This window comes from Candidatus Eremiobacteraceae bacterium (assembly GCA_035295225.1).
Lineage (GTDB): Bacteria > Vulcanimicrobiota > Vulcanimicrobiia > Eremiobacterales > Eremiobacteraceae > JABCYQ01.
This window is the reverse complement of record DATGJI010000052.1, coordinates 19484-34574: the sequence shown is the minus strand read 5'-3', so window position 1 is coordinate 34574 and position 15091 is coordinate 19484. Positions and strand designations below refer to the sequence as shown.

The following is a 15091-nucleotide window of genomic DNA, read 5'->3' as shown; positions in this document are numbered from 1 at the left end:
ATGATAAGGCGACGGGTTCTTTTGCATGCGCGAAAAGTCTTGCGCGTTCGGCATTCATCTTATTCTTGCCGAATTAACGAGCTCATAATGAAAAAGGAGCGCGTTTTTATTCGGCCGCGTCCCTTCTCATGTATCGTGCTTCGAACATCATCATGTTTTCTCCGACGTAGCGATCATTGCACCGGATGAAGGCGTGCGCCCGACTTCGTCTTCGCGTGACGACCGCGATCGAGTCGCATTCCGGCGTCGACGACGAAGTAGCCAAGCTCCACGAGCCATCCGGCGATGCGGCGACGAGCGGGATAACCACGACGACCCGCAAGCCGCGCAAGCCGGCGCGAATCAGCTTCAGCCAAGAACGCGTCTCGACGTTGGCGCGCGGCCGACCACGTGTAGGTGTGCATGTGATCTCTCCTCCTTTCCATAGCAAACTAGAGGCTGCGTCGCGCGTGTGCGAACGCAGCGGTATAAATGAAGAGACCTCCGCTTTGCGGAGGCCTCGACTCTCACGATGATCTCGAGCCCTTAGGCTCGTTCGATCACGCTCGATAGAGTCGACGCTCCCCGCGAGGCGCTGCCGCGCCATTGCTGACAAGCCGGCGCGCCGCAACAGTCGGAATCACGGCGAGGCCGTGGTTTCCGCTGGTGCAATTCCGCGTCGTGGTCATCTGCATATCGTAAAGTGTCCTCCGCTTGTCAAGAAGGTTCACAAAATAGTACCATGCGCGCACTGCGGGTGTCAATGCTCGAAGGACTGAACTTTGCACGCGATGATCGATCTGCGACGAATCGTCGCTCGACTCTCCGCCGCCTATGGTGCGGCTCGCAGTCAACCGCCTCGCGATCCATTCGCTCTCGTTCTCTACGAGAATATCGCGTATCTTGTGACCGACGATCGCCGCCGCGCTGCCTTTGACGCCCTGCGCCGCAGCATCGGTCTGACGCCGCGTCAGATATCGGAAGCATCGGAGGCTGCGCTGGTCGCCGCTGCTGCAACCGGCGGAGTCTATCCGGAACTTCGCGCGGCTCGCATGCGCGAAGCCGCTCGCCTTGTACTGGAAGAATTCGGCGGCGACGCGGCGACGGTCTTGCGAGAGGAGCCGAAGCGCCGTCGCCGGCTTCTGAAGAAATTTCCGGCGATCGGCGAACCCGGCGTCGACAAGATATTGCTCTTGAGCCGGACGCAGCCGGTGCTCGCGCTCGATTCGAACGGCTTGCGCGTGCTCACGCGACTGGGTGTCGCGCAAGAGAAGAAGAGTTATGCGCAGACGTATCGCGCTGTCCAGGCGGCGGCCGGAGATTTCAGCGAGCGCGATTTTGATCTGCTCATCGAGGCGAACGACGTCTTGGCTCGGCACGGACGAGAGATCTGCAAACGGAATGCGCCGCTATGCGAGCTTTGCGTTATCAAGCGCTCCTGCGAGTATTACGAAAGGCGGACGTAAGCTGGGCCGACTGGCGTCGGCCCCTTCAGCATAGTCGGCCCCTTCAGCATAGTCGGCCCCTTCATCACAGCATCACCAAACCGCGGCGGACGCCTTCGGTGACCGCCTCGGTTCGCGAGCCGACGTCGAGCTTTGATAGAATCGAAGCGACGTGGAACTTCACGGTGTGCTCGGAGATGCTCAACTTGCGGGCGATCGATTTATTCCCCGTTCCGGCGGCGAGCAGCCGCAAGACGTCGCGCTCGCGCGGCGTCAATCGAGAGTCGTCGTGAACGTCGCCCGTCCAGCGCGCTTCGGGAGCGACGGATCCAAGAGCGAGGACCGTCTGCGGCGCGACCACCACAAGGCCAGCAGCAGCGGCTCGGACAGCCGCGATGAGCGACTCGTCGGCGGTCTCGATCGGAAGGACGCCGCGCGCACCCCAACGCAGCAGCGCTGCGGCCGCGTCACCCGATGCGTCGGTGAGGACGAGCACGGCGCTCGGAAGCGCTGCAATGCTCCGCGCATCGCCCGCCTGACCAAGATGCACGACGAGGACATCAGCCGCCTTTGCGTCCGCGGCATTCGCGACGGTGGAAGTTCCAGTTAGTTCGAAATCCGGCTCTCGATCGATAGTCGATGCGATCGATTCTCGCAGCTCCGGAGCATCGCTCGCGATGACGACGCGGATCATGCAGCGCGGTCGGCGCGCCCGTTCGACGAGCCGATCGTCACAACGATCTCGCGCGGCGCACCGCCCCGCACGACGGCGACGCGCAGCGTTGTTCCGGGATCGCGATCGCCGAGTTCGTTCTCGAGCACGCCCGGCCGATCGAACGGTCTGCCCTCAACGCTGACTAACACGTCGCCGGCTACGATGCCCGCGCGCGCCGCGGGCCCCCCGGGCGCGACCTCGGCGATGAGCAGCCCGAACGCGCCCTTCGTCCCATCCAACCGTACTGGCTCGGCCGTGATGCCTAACCAAGACCTGTCACCGCGCAGCCGAAGAAATCGCGTGACGCTTTCGCTCGGCACCGCGAGTGCCAGGCCATACGCGATCATGCTGTTCACGCCGACGACTCGCCCTCGTGCATCCATGAGTGGACCGCCGGAATTACCCGGTGCGAGCCTGACATCCGCTTCGATCCAACGATGGATTCGGCCGTCCGCATCCGCCGGCTTCCGATGGACGATGCCAAGGGTCAGCGCGCCGGCGATGCCCAACGGCGCGCCGAACGCCGCCACGATGTCTCCCACGCGCAGATCGGCCGCTCTTCCTATGGCCGCCCCACGCACATCGGCTGAAGGCGCGTCAAAGCGCACTTCGGCAAGATCCCTTTGTTCGTCTCGGAACATGACCTCGCCGCGAACGGTCGAGCCGTCATGGAGCTTGACCTGAGCTTTGCGAGCCGAACCAAGCACGTGCGCGTTGGTCACGATGGTCTGGCGGTCCCAAATGATACCGCATCCGCCGCCGCGATTGTTCACCGAGAGCTCAACGGTCGAGCGAGCGGTCATCCTTGCGAGCTCGGTGCCCACCTCGAGATCAAATGCCATGTCAGTCGGATTCATAAGCTGGGCGTTCGCCGATCACGATGTCGACTTCGACCACGCGACCGGCGCGGATGATCGACGCCCTTGCCTTGCGGCCCGCCGCGTTGTCGCTCAGGTAGGCGAGGACGTCGCGGACGTCCGCGACCGAACTGCCGTCGAGCGCGATCAAGACGTCGCCGAGGAGCAGCCCCGCCTGCGAGGCCGGTCCGCCCGGCTCGACCGACAAGATGATGACCGCCTCTTCGTTCTCGATCTTCAATGCCTCACGAACGTCGTCCGGAATCCGGACTTGCTGCATCCCGACCCCGAGGTAGCCGCGGGCCGTGCCGCCGCGAGTGAGCAAGGCTTGCACGGTGCGATCGACCGTTGCGGCCGGCAGCGTCAGAGCCGTTTGGCGTGAGAGCCCGCTCGTGTTGATGCCGATGACGCGCCCCACCGCATCCACCAGCGGTCCGCCGGAGAACCCGCTATACAATGTAAGGTCAGGTCTGATGAGACGCTCGACCCGGCCTCCCTGCCATGTCCGCCAGGGACCGCCGAGCGCGCTGATCACGCCCATCGTCGCGGCGACGCCGTCATCGTCGGACCGGGCGATCGCGACCGCGATCCGCCCGACCGCAAGATCCTCCGGCGGCGCAAAATCAGCAGTGCGCAATCCGGAACCGTCAAATCGCAGAACCGTGAGATCCACACCCGGGTCGCGACCGACGAGTTCTGCGGTCACGGAACGTCCGTCAGGTAAGGTGAGTTCGATATCCGCATCGCGCTTCACGGTATGATCTGCGGTCACGACGATGCCTTCGCGCCAGTGGACTCCGCTTGAGGTAGCGCGCCGTCGCGCATCGACGGCGACAACAGCGTCGGACGCCTTGGCAACGGCCGCAGCGACGTCGTCGGAAAGTGATACAAGTGCGCTCAAAGTTGGTGGCTCCATTTAGCGTGGGCACGCGATGCTTGCCCCAGTACGTAACAGTATGACACCGCCGCGCCTGTCGCGCAGCCGGTAAAAAGGCTAGGCTTCAGCCGCAGGTGATGTGCGGGTTGGCGGTGCGGGCGAATCGAAGCGCGTCGGCATGCTCGGCTCCAGTCCATTCGCGATCATGCACTCGCGATCGTACGATCCAAAGGACAAGAAAACGCGTCCGCGCGTCGACTTGCGTCGCGTCGCGCGCTACTTCGCCCCGTACGTCCGCGAGGAGACGCTGGCGCTCGTGTGCATCCTCGCGTCGGGAGCGCTCGGACTGCTGCCGCCGCTGTTCACGTTGCGCATCATCGATAGCGCGATTCCGCATCACAATATGACGGAGCTTCTGTTCGACGTCGGCGGTATGGTGGGCAGCGCTCTCGCCTCAGCTGCGATCGGAGCCGGGCAAGGCTATCTCAACGCCATCGTCGGCGAGGGGATCATGCGCGACATGCGCGACGCGCTCGTGAGCCATCTGCATCGCATGCCGCTGTCGTTCTTCACGTCTACCAAGACCGGCGAGATCATGAATCGCGTCTCAAGCGACGTCGATGCGATCGATAACGTCGTGACCGGCACACTCGCCTCCATCGTGCAGAACGTGGTCTGGATCCTCACGACCATCGTCGCCATCTTCATCTTGGATTGGCGTCTCGCGCTGCTCTCGCTGGTCGTCATCCCGGTGATGGTCGTGCCGCTCGATCCCGTCGGCTCGCGCATGTACGCCGTGCGCAAGCAGACCCGCGAGCAGCGCGACGTCATCGAGAGCCTGATCCAAGAGACGCTTTCGCTTTCCGGCATCACGTTGATCAAATCGTTCGTGCGCGAGAATCGCGAGGCCGTGCGCTTCCACGACGCGGGCACGCAGCTGATGAAGCTCGAGATCAATCTTGCGATGGTCGGCCGCTGGTTTCTCGCGATCGTCATGGCATTGCTCGTCATCGGCCCCGCGATGATCTGGCTGGGCGGCGGCCTTCTCGCAGTCCGGGGCGTGATGACGATCGGCGTGATCGTCGCGTTCGTGCAGTATCTCGCGCGCTTGTACGGACCGGCGTCGGCGCTTGTGGGCGTGCAGGTGCAGGTGGTGAGCGCGTTTGCCGTCTTCGAGCGGATCTTCGCCTATCTCGACATGCCGCCGGAGGTTCCGCGCTCCCCAAGCGCGATCGATCTCGGACTGTCGAAGGGCACGATCGATTTCGAGAGCGTGCGATTCAGCTACGCGCCCGATCGCGTCGTGCTCGATGGCGTGACACTGCACGTCCGGCCGGGTCAGCTCGTCGCGCTCGTCGGCCCGAGCGGCGCGGGCAAGACGACGATAGCCAATCTGGTGCCGCGCTTTTACGATCCCCAAGAGGGCAGCGTGCGCGTGGACGGCCACGACGTGCGAGATTTGGAATTGGAGAGCCTGCGCCGCAATATCGGGATCGTGACGCAAGAGACGTTTCTCTTCCATGCGACGATCGCAGAGAATCTGCGCTATGGCAAGCCGGATGCGAGCCTTGAAGAGCTCCAGGCCGCGTGCCGCGCCGCGAATATCGATGCGTTCATCTCGACCCTACCGGACACGTACGAAACCGTCGTCGGAGAGCGCGGCCATAAGCTCTCAGGCGGCGAGCGCCAGCGGTTGGCGATCGCGCGCGTGTTGCTCAAGGATCCGCGCATCTTGATCCTTGACGAAGCGACAAGTTCGTTAGACTCGACTTCGGAATCACTGATCCAAGATGCGCTCGTGCCGTTGATGCGGGGAAGGACGAGCCTCGTCGTCGCGCACAGGCTTTCGACCGTACTGCGCGCCGACGTCATCTACGTCATCGATCGCGGTCGCGTCGTTGAAGCGGGAACTCACGGCGAGCTTATCGCGCGCGGCGCCGCCTACGCGGCGCTCTATGCCGCCCAATTCAGGGAGTGACGAAATGCGCAAACTGATCTATTCCATGAACACGTCGCTCGATCTGTTCGTCGAGGACCGCGATGGCGAGTTCAAGTGGTCGACGCCTGACGTCGAAATACACAAGCACTACAATGCGCTGTTCGCTACGATGAGAACTCACCTCTACGGGCGACGCTTATGGGAAGTCATGGCGGAGTACTGGCCCACGGCGGCGTCCGACCCTGAATGCACACGAGAGACGCTTGAGTTCGCGCGGTTCTGGAACGCCGCCGAGCATATCGTCTTCTCGCGGTCGCTGCAAAAGGTCGAACACGGCGCCCGACTTGTTCGCGATAACGCCGTAGAGGAAGTGAAAAAGCTGAAATCCGGCGAGGGGACGGACATGTATGTCGGAGGCCCCGACCTTGCCTCAACGTTTATCGAGGCGGGCCTCGTCGATGAGATCCATGCTTACGTCAGTCCGGTCGCCATCGGCGGCGGCAAGCCGTTTCTTCCCGGCCTCAAGACGCCGCTCGAGCTGACGCTGGCTGGTATCCAGACGTTTGCAAGCGGGGTCGTGCAGCTCCGCTACGTTCCGCGGATCAAATGAAGAAGCCGACACGACCCGCTCGTCATTTACCAAATGAAGGGGCCGACGCCAGTCGGCCCATCATTTGCGTTGGTCATTTGCGTTGGTGGAGGATGAATCTGTTGCCCTCAGTGTCCTTGCCAAACGCCATGAAGCAGACTGGCGTATCTTCAAGCTGACCGTCGTCCTCGAGTTCGACGCCGTGGGCCTTGCACATGGCGATCGTCGCCTTGATGTCATCCGTTGCGAACAGCACGCCGCTTCCTTCGTGCCACGGCGAATCGGACGGCTTGTACAATCCGAATGATTCGCCGCCGGGGAAAGTCCACTCGGCGCCCGCTTCGCCAAACGTCATGGTCGGCTCGAATCCGAGAAGTTCCGTGTAGAACTTCTTGGCGCGAGGCACATCTTTCGCGAGGTAATAGGTGGCATCGATGCCTTTGATCTTCGTCGCGGTCTGCGCCATCGGTCACTCCTTCAAATCGGTAACGCGTAGCTGAGGACGACGCGATTTCGTCAACCGGCTACGACATCCCGTCGCGGCGTCTTGCGTCGGCGAGGGCCGCCCATCCGACTGGCCGAACGCCGCCCTCGTGGCTATGCAATCGTCTCGGGGCGATCAGGAACACATACTTCACCGCCTCGAAGCATTCAGCGACATCGTGATCGCATTGACGCTGTCCGGTCTTGCGTTTTATCTGCAATTGCCGAAGTCCGTCCAAGATGTGGTCTCGCATCCTGCTCCCTACATCGCGTTCCTCGCAAGTTTCGCGATCGTACGCTCCGTCTGGTGGATGCATAATCGGCTGTTCGCATATTTCTTCTATGCCGACGCGCTTTCGATCGTGCTGAACTTCATGCTCCTCGCGTCAGTCGTCATGCTCGGCGTGGCGCTGCAGATATTCTTCAAGTTCGCCGACGAGGCGCAATCGGTCGTGACATATGCGGGATGTCTAGGCCTCGTGTTTGGCCTGATGAGCGTGCTCTTCGCAAAGGGCCTTAGAGACAACCGCATCGTCCAACCCGCAGACATCCGGCGCGAAGGATTGGGGCGCGCGCGCCGATGCGGCATCGTGTGCGTGGTCATGCTGGCGTCGCTCTGGGCGCTCCCGTATGGAGCCGAGGCGGTGGAGTATTGCTGGCTTGCCGCCCTACCACTCATCACGCTCACGCGATGGTCGGAACGGCGAAAGTCTGCCTAGAGCGCCGGCAGATCCCAGAGCACGATTTCGCCAGACCCGCCCAAGGTGAGACGATCCACGGCGCCGATTCTGACCGCGTCGCCTTGCATGAGCCGAGCGCCGTTCGCATCGATCGCGCCGCCGGCGACGAACAAGAATCCGAGCCGGCCTGCTGCGAACCGATGCTCCAAAGTCGCTTTCTCGATGTGCGCGACGCGAAGCGCGGCGTCTTGCCCCAACCGAATCGCGGCATCCGGCAGAGATGCTCCGCCGGCGATATCGAGCCAGCGGTCGAATCGATCTGCGAGCGTGAAATCGCGCTGCCCATACGCGGGCACCCGTCCGGCGCGGTCCGGCACGACCCACATCTGTACGAAATGCAGCTCCGACGCGCTCGAGTGATTGAATTCCGAATGCCGCACGCCGGTACCGGCGCTCATATACTGAACGCCGCCTGGTCCGACGACGCCATGGTTGCCCATGCTGTCCTTGTGCTCGAGATTTCCGTCCAGCACGTACGTGACGATCTCCATGTCGCGGTGCGGGTGGGTGGGAAAACCCTCGCCCGCCGCGACGTGGTCATCGTTGAAGACCCGCAACGCTCCCCAATTGACGTTCGCCGGATCGTGATAGTCGGCGAAGCTGAAGGAGTGGTACGTCCGCAACCAGCCATGATCGGCGAAGTAGCGGTCGCTGGAACGCTGAATGTCGAATGTCTTTGTCGGCGCGCGCAAATATAGGTCCCCCCGAGCCCCGATTATGCCTTGCCTGCTTTGCTTCTGTCAAGTATGTTGCTAATAAAAAGTAGGTAATGTACCGCTACCGGGTCCAATCGGCTATCGAGCGGCGGTACCGCGTGGTATAATGGCCCAAGAATAATGAGCGAACAATCGGGCGGCGGGTCGAGCGATTTCTGCCCACGCTTCCACCACGCCATCGAACTGATCGGCAAGCGCTGGACCGGTGCGGTTCTCCGCGCGCTCTTGCGCGGTCCGCGCCGATTCAACGAGCTGCTCAGCGCGATTCCCGATCTTTCGGATCGACTGCTCGCCGAACGGCTGCGCGAACTCGAGAGCGAAGAAATCGTCTCGCGTCACGTCGACCCCGGTCCTCCGGTGCGCGTGGCATACGAATTGACCGCGTCCGGCAAGGAATTGGAGACAGCCCTTCGTTGTGTCGGCGAGTGGGCCGAGCGTTGGGTCGCGCCGCCGAAACGAAAACGCACAGCCTAGTCTAATATCCGCCCTACGTCTACGAATGGTGGCGAACGCTGCTTCGATCGCCGATCCATTGCGCCGGCGGTATAGCCCAGTAACGCGCGATGTTGTTGAGCGGCTCCGAATACCGTTTGCGCACGTCGCAGAACTCCTTCCAGGACCGCTCGGCATCGCGAAGCGTATAGCCCGCCGCTTCTAATCGAGCGCGGGCGTCGTCGTACTCTCGTCGTTCGACGCCTGCCGCCCCCTTGAGCGGCATGCCGAAGAAGTCAGCGAAATCGTGGGTCGCGTGCGTGCCGAGCTCGATGAGCAGCGCAGCCTGGCCGGTCGACTCCCCATCCACCGTGGTGAGCAACAATGTGGCAGCGTCGAGCATGGCGCCGAGTGCGCCGATCCACGACGCGTTGTCGTGCGTTGAGCGGAAGTAGAACAAAATGGGATACGACAAGTGTGAATCGAGGATCTCCGCGATCCATTTCTGCATTTCGGCAAAACTCTCGCTCATATGCGACCGGATGTCGAGTTCGGCGTAGGTCACGAGAAACGCGACGCCCGATGGCGGAGCGCCCGCGCGGGCGTCCGTGATCGCAACCCGCACCTCGCGTCGCTGAAACGATGAGATGATCGAGAACAAGAAGGTCAGCACGACAGCGACGATGCCGAGCCCAAGAGCGCCCGCGACGATCGATGTCAAACGCGCGGCAAGCGTCGTGGCGACAAAGTCTCCGAAACCGATCGTCGTGAAAGCGGTTCCCGCGAAGTACACCGCTTCGCTGAAACTATCGATGGCCGGCTTGATCTGCGCGCGCATGCCGTAGTCGATCAATCCAAAGCCGACGATATTGCATGTCTCCCAGAGCGCGAGGAGCGTGATGAGCACAAACGGCGCGAACATTCCCAAGAAACTGTCGCGCCGATCCATGTTGCGCATCGAGAGGCCGATCGACCGCCAGTAGGGCCAGAGCGAGCGCACATAGATCACGCTGAGCCGCGCGCTCACGCTGACCGGCCGAGGCACGAGCACGGCGAAGAAGATGTCCGCTAGCACCCAGATCACGAGCAGGGCACCCAAGACGATGTAGAGAGCGTCCATCGGGACCATGCTTTGCGCCGCGGCCGCGGCCGACCCTTGTCGCTGCATCGAACGGACGAGCGGGAGCAAAGTTCGACCCGGGATCGTTTTTCGAGGTCTGCCGCGCACGCCGCACGTGGTCTACGATTGAATGCATGTCGGACATCGCATCGTATTGGCGCGAACAGACGCGCAAGCGCCGCCTTCGGGCGCGCGAACTCGGTCTCTGCGTGATCTGCATGAGTGCACAGGCTCGGGCGGGCCGCCGGACGTGCGCACGATGTTGCGCCGCGGCCACCGCCGCGACCAAAAAACGACGAGAACTTCGGCGCGGAACGCCGATAGATATAGCATAGGCCTTTATGGCACGCCGCCAAATCAGACGTTTCGGACACTGGAGGTCGCAAGGATGCCAACTCACGCGCCACCGACACCCGAGGAATCGGCAGCAATCTACGCCGAGGCGAAAAACCTCGCGGTCCGTATCAAGACGAAGCGCGGCGACATCGTCTTCGAGTTTTTTCCCGATGATGCGCCGAGCACAGTCGCGGCGTTTGTCAAGCTCGCGCGCGCCGGGTTTTACAACGGCCTGACGTTTCACCGCGTCGAGCCCGGCTTTGTCATCCAGGGCGGCTGTCCGCGCGGTGACGGAACGGGCGACGCCGGATACAAGCTCAAAGCAGAATTCAACGATCGTCAGCATGTGCTCGGCACCGTCGCGATGGCGCGCGCCGCGAGTCCGAACTCAGCGGGATCACAATTCTACATCTGTCTGGGAGATGCCAAGTTCCTCGACAAGCAGTACACCGTCTTCGGCCGTGTGACGCAGGGCATAGACGCAGTCAAAGCGATTCAGGTCGGCGATGTAATGGAATCAGTGGTCGTCGAGTCAAAGGCATAGGGGGAACCATGACTCGTTTAACCAGTTCGGGGCGCCGCGCGTCCATCATCGCCATCGCCGCGCTCGCTGTCGCGACCGGCGCTTGCGCGCACGCAGGCTCGGCAAGCAATGCAAGCCAGCCGGGCATCATCAAGATCGGCGTCAGTCTGCCCATCACGGGCGTTGACGCCTCCGACGGTGTGCCCGCTGCCGAAGCCGTCAAGCTCGCGGTGGCCGATGCCAATGCACGCGGTCTCGTGCCTGGTTTTACGCTGCAGGCCGAAGTGCTCGACGACTCAGTCAACGGCTTGCACAACGCCAAGCGCGGTGGAGAGAATTTTCAGCGCCTCAACGACGATACCGCAGTGCTCGGCGTGATTGGTCCCCTGAACAGCGACGTTGCGCTCACCGAAATACCTCTGTCCAATGAGGACGGTCTAGCGCTCGTCAGTCCGGCGAATACGAGTCCCGAACTCACCAAGGGCACGCGTGCGCTCGAATTACGCCGCGCGCACCCGGATCAAGTGACGTACTTCCGCGTCTGCACGACAGACGACATTCAGGGACCCGCCGGTGCGACCTACGAATATCAGCAGTTGAAAGCGCGCACGGCCTATGTGGTGGATGATTCCAACACGTTCGGGCGCGGCATCTCCGACGAATGGGCGCGTCAGTTCACGAGCGAGGGTGGCCGAATTCTCGCGCACGAGCATTCCACCGGCCAGAGCGCCGACTTCGCATCGGTCGCGGCGCGCGTCAAAGCCGCGCATCCCGATATCGTCTTTTTCGGCGGCGAAGCCGGCACGGGCGGCGCAAGATTCAAGATCGCGCTCGATGCCGCCGGTCTCGGGGGCATTCCGTTCGCGTCCGGCGACGGCATCCAGAACGCCGAATATCTCAAGCTCACCGGCCAGGACGCTGAGAACAGCTATGCGACGGTCGCAGCGGTGAATGCCGATGCGCTGCCGTCAGCCGGAGAATTCGTGCGCATGTATCGCGCTCACGTGAACGCGCCGCTCGGCGCGTACGCCGCGAACTCGTACGCCGCCGCGCAAGCGCTCATCGCCGCGATCGCGCAAGCGAGCTCGGATGATAAGGGTGCGCTTCCGTCGCGGGCCGACGTGCTGACGAAATTACGCAGCACTCAGAATGTGCCCACGGTGATCGGCTCCTTCTCGTTCGACGAGAACGGCGATACGAGCGAGCATATCATCTCGATCTATAAGGCGCGCGCCGGCAAGTGGGCCTTCCTTTACCAACGGGATTTCGCGTCGGGCCCCTAAAATCAATGGAGTCGACGGGCTGAACGCTCGTTCCATAGGTTGAACGGGGCTACTCTTATCAATGTCCATCGCTCCAGCGAAGATTCTTGCGTCGCTTTCCATCAACGGGAGCGTCGTGGAATGCGCGTTCAATCCGAATAAGACGTTGCTCGAAGTCCTGCGCGAAGATGTAGGGCTGACGGGAACAAAGCACGGCTGCGAGATGGGCCACTGCGGCGCGTGTACCGTGATCGTCGATGACAAACCGGTGCTCTCGTGTCTGGCGCTCGCCGTCGAATCGATCGGCCACGCGATCAGGACGATAGAAGGTGTCGCGTCCGAAGGCACGTTGCATCCGGTGCAGCGCGCGTTAGCCGCGTCGGGCGGCGCGCAATGCGGCTACTGCACGCCGGGCATCATCATGAGCGCTGTCGCACTGCTCGAGCAGAATCCGACGCCGACGCGTGACGACATCGCGCAAGGTTTGAGCGGCAACCTCTGTCGCTGCACGGGCTATTCCAAGATCATCGAGGCGGTCGAAAACGCCTCGGCGGATCTGCGGAGCGCGCCGTGAGCGACGAGCGGGTCGTCTCGACCGCAACGAATCCGGACATCGACGCCGCAGGCTTCACCGCCGACTCGAAGGTCGAGAGCATTCTCATCGCGGCGGACTCCAAGCCGGCCGCCAAACCCGAAGGTTTTTCGGTCGTCGGCAAAGCGCTGCCGAAAACAGACGCGTACGCCAAGGTCACGGGCGCGGCGTTGTATGCGGACGACATCGTGCTGCCGCGAATGCTGCATGGCAAACTGCTGCGCAGCACGCAGGCGCACGCGCGCATCAAGTCGGTCAACGCATCGCGTGCGCTGGATCTGCCCGGTGTCGTCGCGGTGATGACGGGCGCCGATCTTCCGGTGAAGTACGGCATCTTGCCGTCGAGTCCGGATGAAGAAGTGCTGGCGCGCGACAAAGTCCGTTATGTCGGCGATCCGGTGGCCGCAGTCGTGGCCGACGATGAGCTGACCGCGGAAGAAGCGCTCGAACTCATCGCCGTGGAATACGAGCCGCTGCCCGCCGTCATGACGATCGACGCCGCGCTGCGGACCGATCTTCCCAAGCTCCACGACAATCCGCGGCGCACGAACAACGTGCACAAGGAAGTCCATTTGGAGTTCGGCGATCTCGACGCCGGCTTCGCGGCCGCCGACCAGGTCTTCGAAGACGAATTCTTTTTCGAAGGCAACACGCACGCGCCGATGGAGCAGCACTCCGTGGTCGCCTCCGCTGGGGCCGAAGGCAAGTTGACGATCTGGGCGTCCACGCAGACGCCGCACTACTTGCACCGGATCGCGGCGCAAGTGCTGCAGATGCCGGCCTCGCGGATCCGCGTTATTGCGCCGCCCGTCGGCGGCGGATTCGGCGGCAAGACCGAGCCGTTCGCGCACGAACTTGTCGCCGCGTTCTTGGCGCGCAAGACCGGACGTCCGGTGAAGATCACGCTCACCCGTGAAGAAGTCTTTTTCGCGCACCGCGGGCGGCATCCGGTGAAGATGAAGATCCGCACCGGCGTGAAGTCCGATGGAGAGATCACGGCGTGCCACCTGCAGACGTGGCTTGACGGCGGCGCGTACGGATCGTACGGCGTCGCGACGACGTATTATACCGGCGCGCTCGCGACCGTCACGTATAAGATCCCGGCATATAAGTTCGACGGCTGCCGCGTGTTCACGAATAAGCCGCCGTGCGGGCCGAAACGCGGACATGGGACCACGCAGCCGCGCTTTGCGTTTGAATGTCATATCGACAAGATCGCAGACGCGTTGGGCCTGGATGCGGCAGAGTATCGCAAGCGCATTTCGGTCGACGAGAACACCACGACGGTGAACGGCTTGCGCGTCACGTCGTGCGGCCTTCGCGAATGCCTCGATGCCGCGGCGCAGCGCTCGCGCTACGCCGAGAAGCGTAAGATGTTGCCAAAGGGCAAGGGAAAGGGAATCGGTATCGCGGCGAGCGCGTACCTCTGCGGTGCCGGGCTTGCGATCTATTGGAACGAGATGCCGCACTCCGGAGCGATTGTGAAAGTCGATCGCGGCGGCGGCGTGACGATCTACTGCGGCACGAGTGACTGCGGGCAGGGTTCGGAATCGATGCTCGCGGCTATCGTCGCAGAGACGCTCGGCGTGGATGTCATGGACGTCAGCGTCTGCGCGAGCGACACGGATCTCACGCCCGTGGACCTAGGCTCGTATTCAAGCCGTGTGACGTTCATGGCCGGCAACGCCGCGCGGCAAGCGGCTGACGGCGTCCGCGAGAAGATCGCCTTGGTCGCGTCGGAAAAACTCGGCGTTTCCGCCGCCCAGATCGGATTTGCGCGCCGCCGCGTGTTCGACGTCAACGATCCGGCAAAATCTCTCACCTTTCTGGAGGCCGTGCAGGCGGCCGAAGCGCGCTTCGGCACGCTCGCCGCTCCCGGCTCGTATGCACCGCCGCGCCACGCGCCGGAATTCAAAGGCTCCGGCGTCGGGCCGTCGCCGGCATATTCGTACAGCGTGTGCGTCGCAGAGGTGGATGTCGATCTCGATACCGGCGAAGTGCTCGTCGAACGGATCACGCTCGCGCACGACGTCGGGCGCGCGATCAATCCAGATTCGGTGGAAGGTCAGATCGAAGGCGGCGTCTACATGGGAATCGGTGAGGCGCTGATGGAGGAGTCTGCGTTCCGCGGCATCGAGCACAAGATCCCTAATCTGCTCGACTACAAAACGCCCACATCGCTCGACATGCCGCCGATCGAGACGATCATCATCGAGACGAACGACCGCGAAGGACCGTATGGCGCGAAAGAAGCGGGTCAAGGGCCGCTCAATCCCGTCATCCCGGCCATCGCGAACGCCGTCGCACATGCGATCAAAGGGCGCGTCTACGCCACGCCGATAACGTCGGACAAAGTGCTGCGCGCGCTCGATGCCGATGGCGGCGCGGTGCTGCGCGTGCGCCGGGCCCCCGCCCATGCGTGAATGTAGGGCGGGCCTTTACGGCCTGCCGGCGGACCATAAAGGTCCGCCCCACAGCGGAAGCCG

General features: G+C 62.8%; 16 protein-coding genes. 9 read left to right on the top strand and 7 right to left on the bottom strand.

The genetic code is table 11. The annotated features are described in order from the left end of the window. Positions 1-173 precede the first annotated feature (173 nt). Positions 174-404: a hypothetical protein gene (locus VKT51_08560; protein HLJ84205.1), complete on the bottom strand. Its 231-nt coding sequence runs from the start codon at positions 402-404 to the stop codon at positions 174-176. Between the two features lie 366 nt (positions 405-770). Here VKT51_08560 and VKT51_08555 point away from each other — a divergent pair, with 366 nt between their 5' ends. Beyond that, the gene (locus VKT51_08555; protein ID HLJ84204.1) at positions 771-1445 is read left to right on the top strand and encodes a hypothetical protein; all 675 of its coding nucleotides are present in this window, start codon (positions 771-773) and stop codon (positions 1443-1445) included. 64 nt (positions 1446-1509) lie between these two features. Here the strand turns inward: VKT51_08555 and VKT51_08550 are convergent, their stop codons facing one another. From VKT51_08550 to VKT51_08540, 3 genes are read right to left on the bottom strand one after another with little or no spacing between them, the layout of a single operon-like run. Continuing rightward, positions 1510-2118 (bottom strand): response regulator transcription factor, encoded by a 609-nt coding sequence (locus tag VKT51_08550; GenBank protein HLJ84203.1) that lies wholly within the window; start codon positions 2116-2118, stop codon positions 1510-1512. Next, complete coding sequence (locus tag VKT51_08545; protein ID HLJ84202.1) at positions 2115-2996, bottom strand: trypsin-like peptidase domain-containing protein; 882 nt, start codon at positions 2994-2996, stop codon at positions 2115-2117. Before VKT51_08545 ends, VKT51_08550 begins: the two co-directional genes overlap by 4 nt. Next, a complete protein-coding gene (locus VKT51_08540) occupies positions 2983-3897 on the bottom strand; it encodes a trypsin-like peptidase domain-containing protein (GenBank protein ID HLJ84201.1) in 915 nt (304 codons plus the stop codon). The genes VKT51_08545 and VKT51_08540 overlap by 14 nt, the downstream gene beginning before the upstream one ends. Before the next feature lie 115 nt (positions 3898-4012). Between VKT51_08540 and VKT51_08535 the strand changes: the two genes are divergently transcribed. Together VKT51_08535 and VKT51_08530 are read left to right on the top strand one after the other, a co-directional pair. Further along, a complete protein-coding gene (locus tag VKT51_08535; protein HLJ84200.1) occupies positions 4013-5851 on the top strand; it encodes an ABC transporter ATP-binding protein in 1839 nt (612 codons plus the stop codon). A 4-nt stretch (positions 5852-5855) separates the two neighbouring features. Beyond that, entirely contained in the window at positions 5856-6422 is a 567-nt protein-coding gene (locus VKT51_08530) for a dihydrofolate reductase family protein (GenBank protein HLJ84199.1), read from the top strand. A gap of 73 nt (positions 6423-6495) precedes the next feature. On the opposite strand, the gene VKT51_08525 is transcribed toward VKT51_08530, so the two are convergent. Further along, positions 6496-6867, bottom strand: coding sequence for a VOC family protein (locus tag VKT51_08525; protein HLJ84198.1), 372 nt, complete (start codon positions 6865-6867; stop codon positions 6496-6498). Positions 6868-7000: 133 nt separating this feature from the next. On the opposite strand from VKT51_08525, the gene VKT51_08520 reads away from it, so the two are divergent. Further along, complete coding sequence (locus VKT51_08520; protein HLJ84197.1) at positions 7001-7603, top strand: TMEM175 family protein; 603 nt, start codon at positions 7001-7003, stop codon at positions 7601-7603. Here VKT51_08520 and VKT51_08515 read toward each other — a convergent pair. Further along, complete coding sequence (locus tag VKT51_08515; protein HLJ84196.1) at positions 7600-8316, bottom strand: pirin family protein; 717 nt, start codon at positions 8314-8316, stop codon at positions 7600-7602. The genes VKT51_08520 and VKT51_08515 overlap by 4 nt on opposite strands. Before the next feature lie 144 nt (positions 8317-8460). Between VKT51_08515 and VKT51_08510 the strand changes: the two genes are divergently transcribed. Further along, complete coding sequence (locus VKT51_08510) at positions 8461-8814, top strand: helix-turn-helix domain-containing protein (GenBank protein HLJ84195.1); 354 nt, start codon at positions 8461-8463, stop codon at positions 8812-8814. A gap of 19 nt (positions 8815-8833) precedes the next feature. Here VKT51_08510 and VKT51_08505 read toward each other — a convergent pair whose 3' ends face one another. Beyond that, on the bottom strand, positions 8834-9892 hold the full coding sequence (locus VKT51_08505) for an ion channel (GenBank protein ID HLJ84194.1): 1059 nt from the start codon (positions 9890-9892) through the stop codon (positions 8834-8836). Between the two features lie 388 nt (positions 9893-10280). On the opposite strand from VKT51_08505, the gene VKT51_08500 reads away from it, so the two are divergent. The 4 genes from VKT51_08500 to VKT51_08485 all read left to right on the top strand — a co-directional run bounded on the left by VKT51_08500 (position 10281) and on the right by VKT51_08485 (position 15028). After that, on the top strand, positions 10281-10772 hold the full coding sequence (locus VKT51_08500) for a peptidylprolyl isomerase (protein HLJ84193.1): 492 nt from the start codon (positions 10281-10283) through the stop codon (positions 10770-10772). An 8-nt stretch (positions 10773-10780) separates the two neighbouring features. After that, positions 10781-12034 carry a branched-chain amino acid ABC transporter substrate-binding protein gene (locus VKT51_08495; GenBank protein ID HLJ84192.1) on the top strand — a complete coding sequence of 418 codons (1254 nt, stop codon included), beginning with the start codon at positions 10781-10783 and terminating at the stop codon, positions 12032-12034. Between the two features lie 61 nt (positions 12035-12095). After that, positions 12096-12587, top strand: a complete 492-nt coding sequence (locus VKT51_08490; GenBank protein HLJ84191.1) for a (2Fe-2S)-binding protein — start codon at positions 12096-12098, stop codon at positions 12585-12587. Then, positions 12584-15028: a molybdopterin cofactor-binding domain-containing protein gene (locus tag VKT51_08485; GenBank protein ID HLJ84190.1), complete on the top strand. Its 2445-nt coding sequence runs from the start codon at positions 12584-12586 to the stop codon at positions 15026-15028. Before VKT51_08490 ends, VKT51_08485 begins: the two co-directional genes overlap by 4 nt. Positions 15029-15091 lie beyond the last annotated feature (63 nt).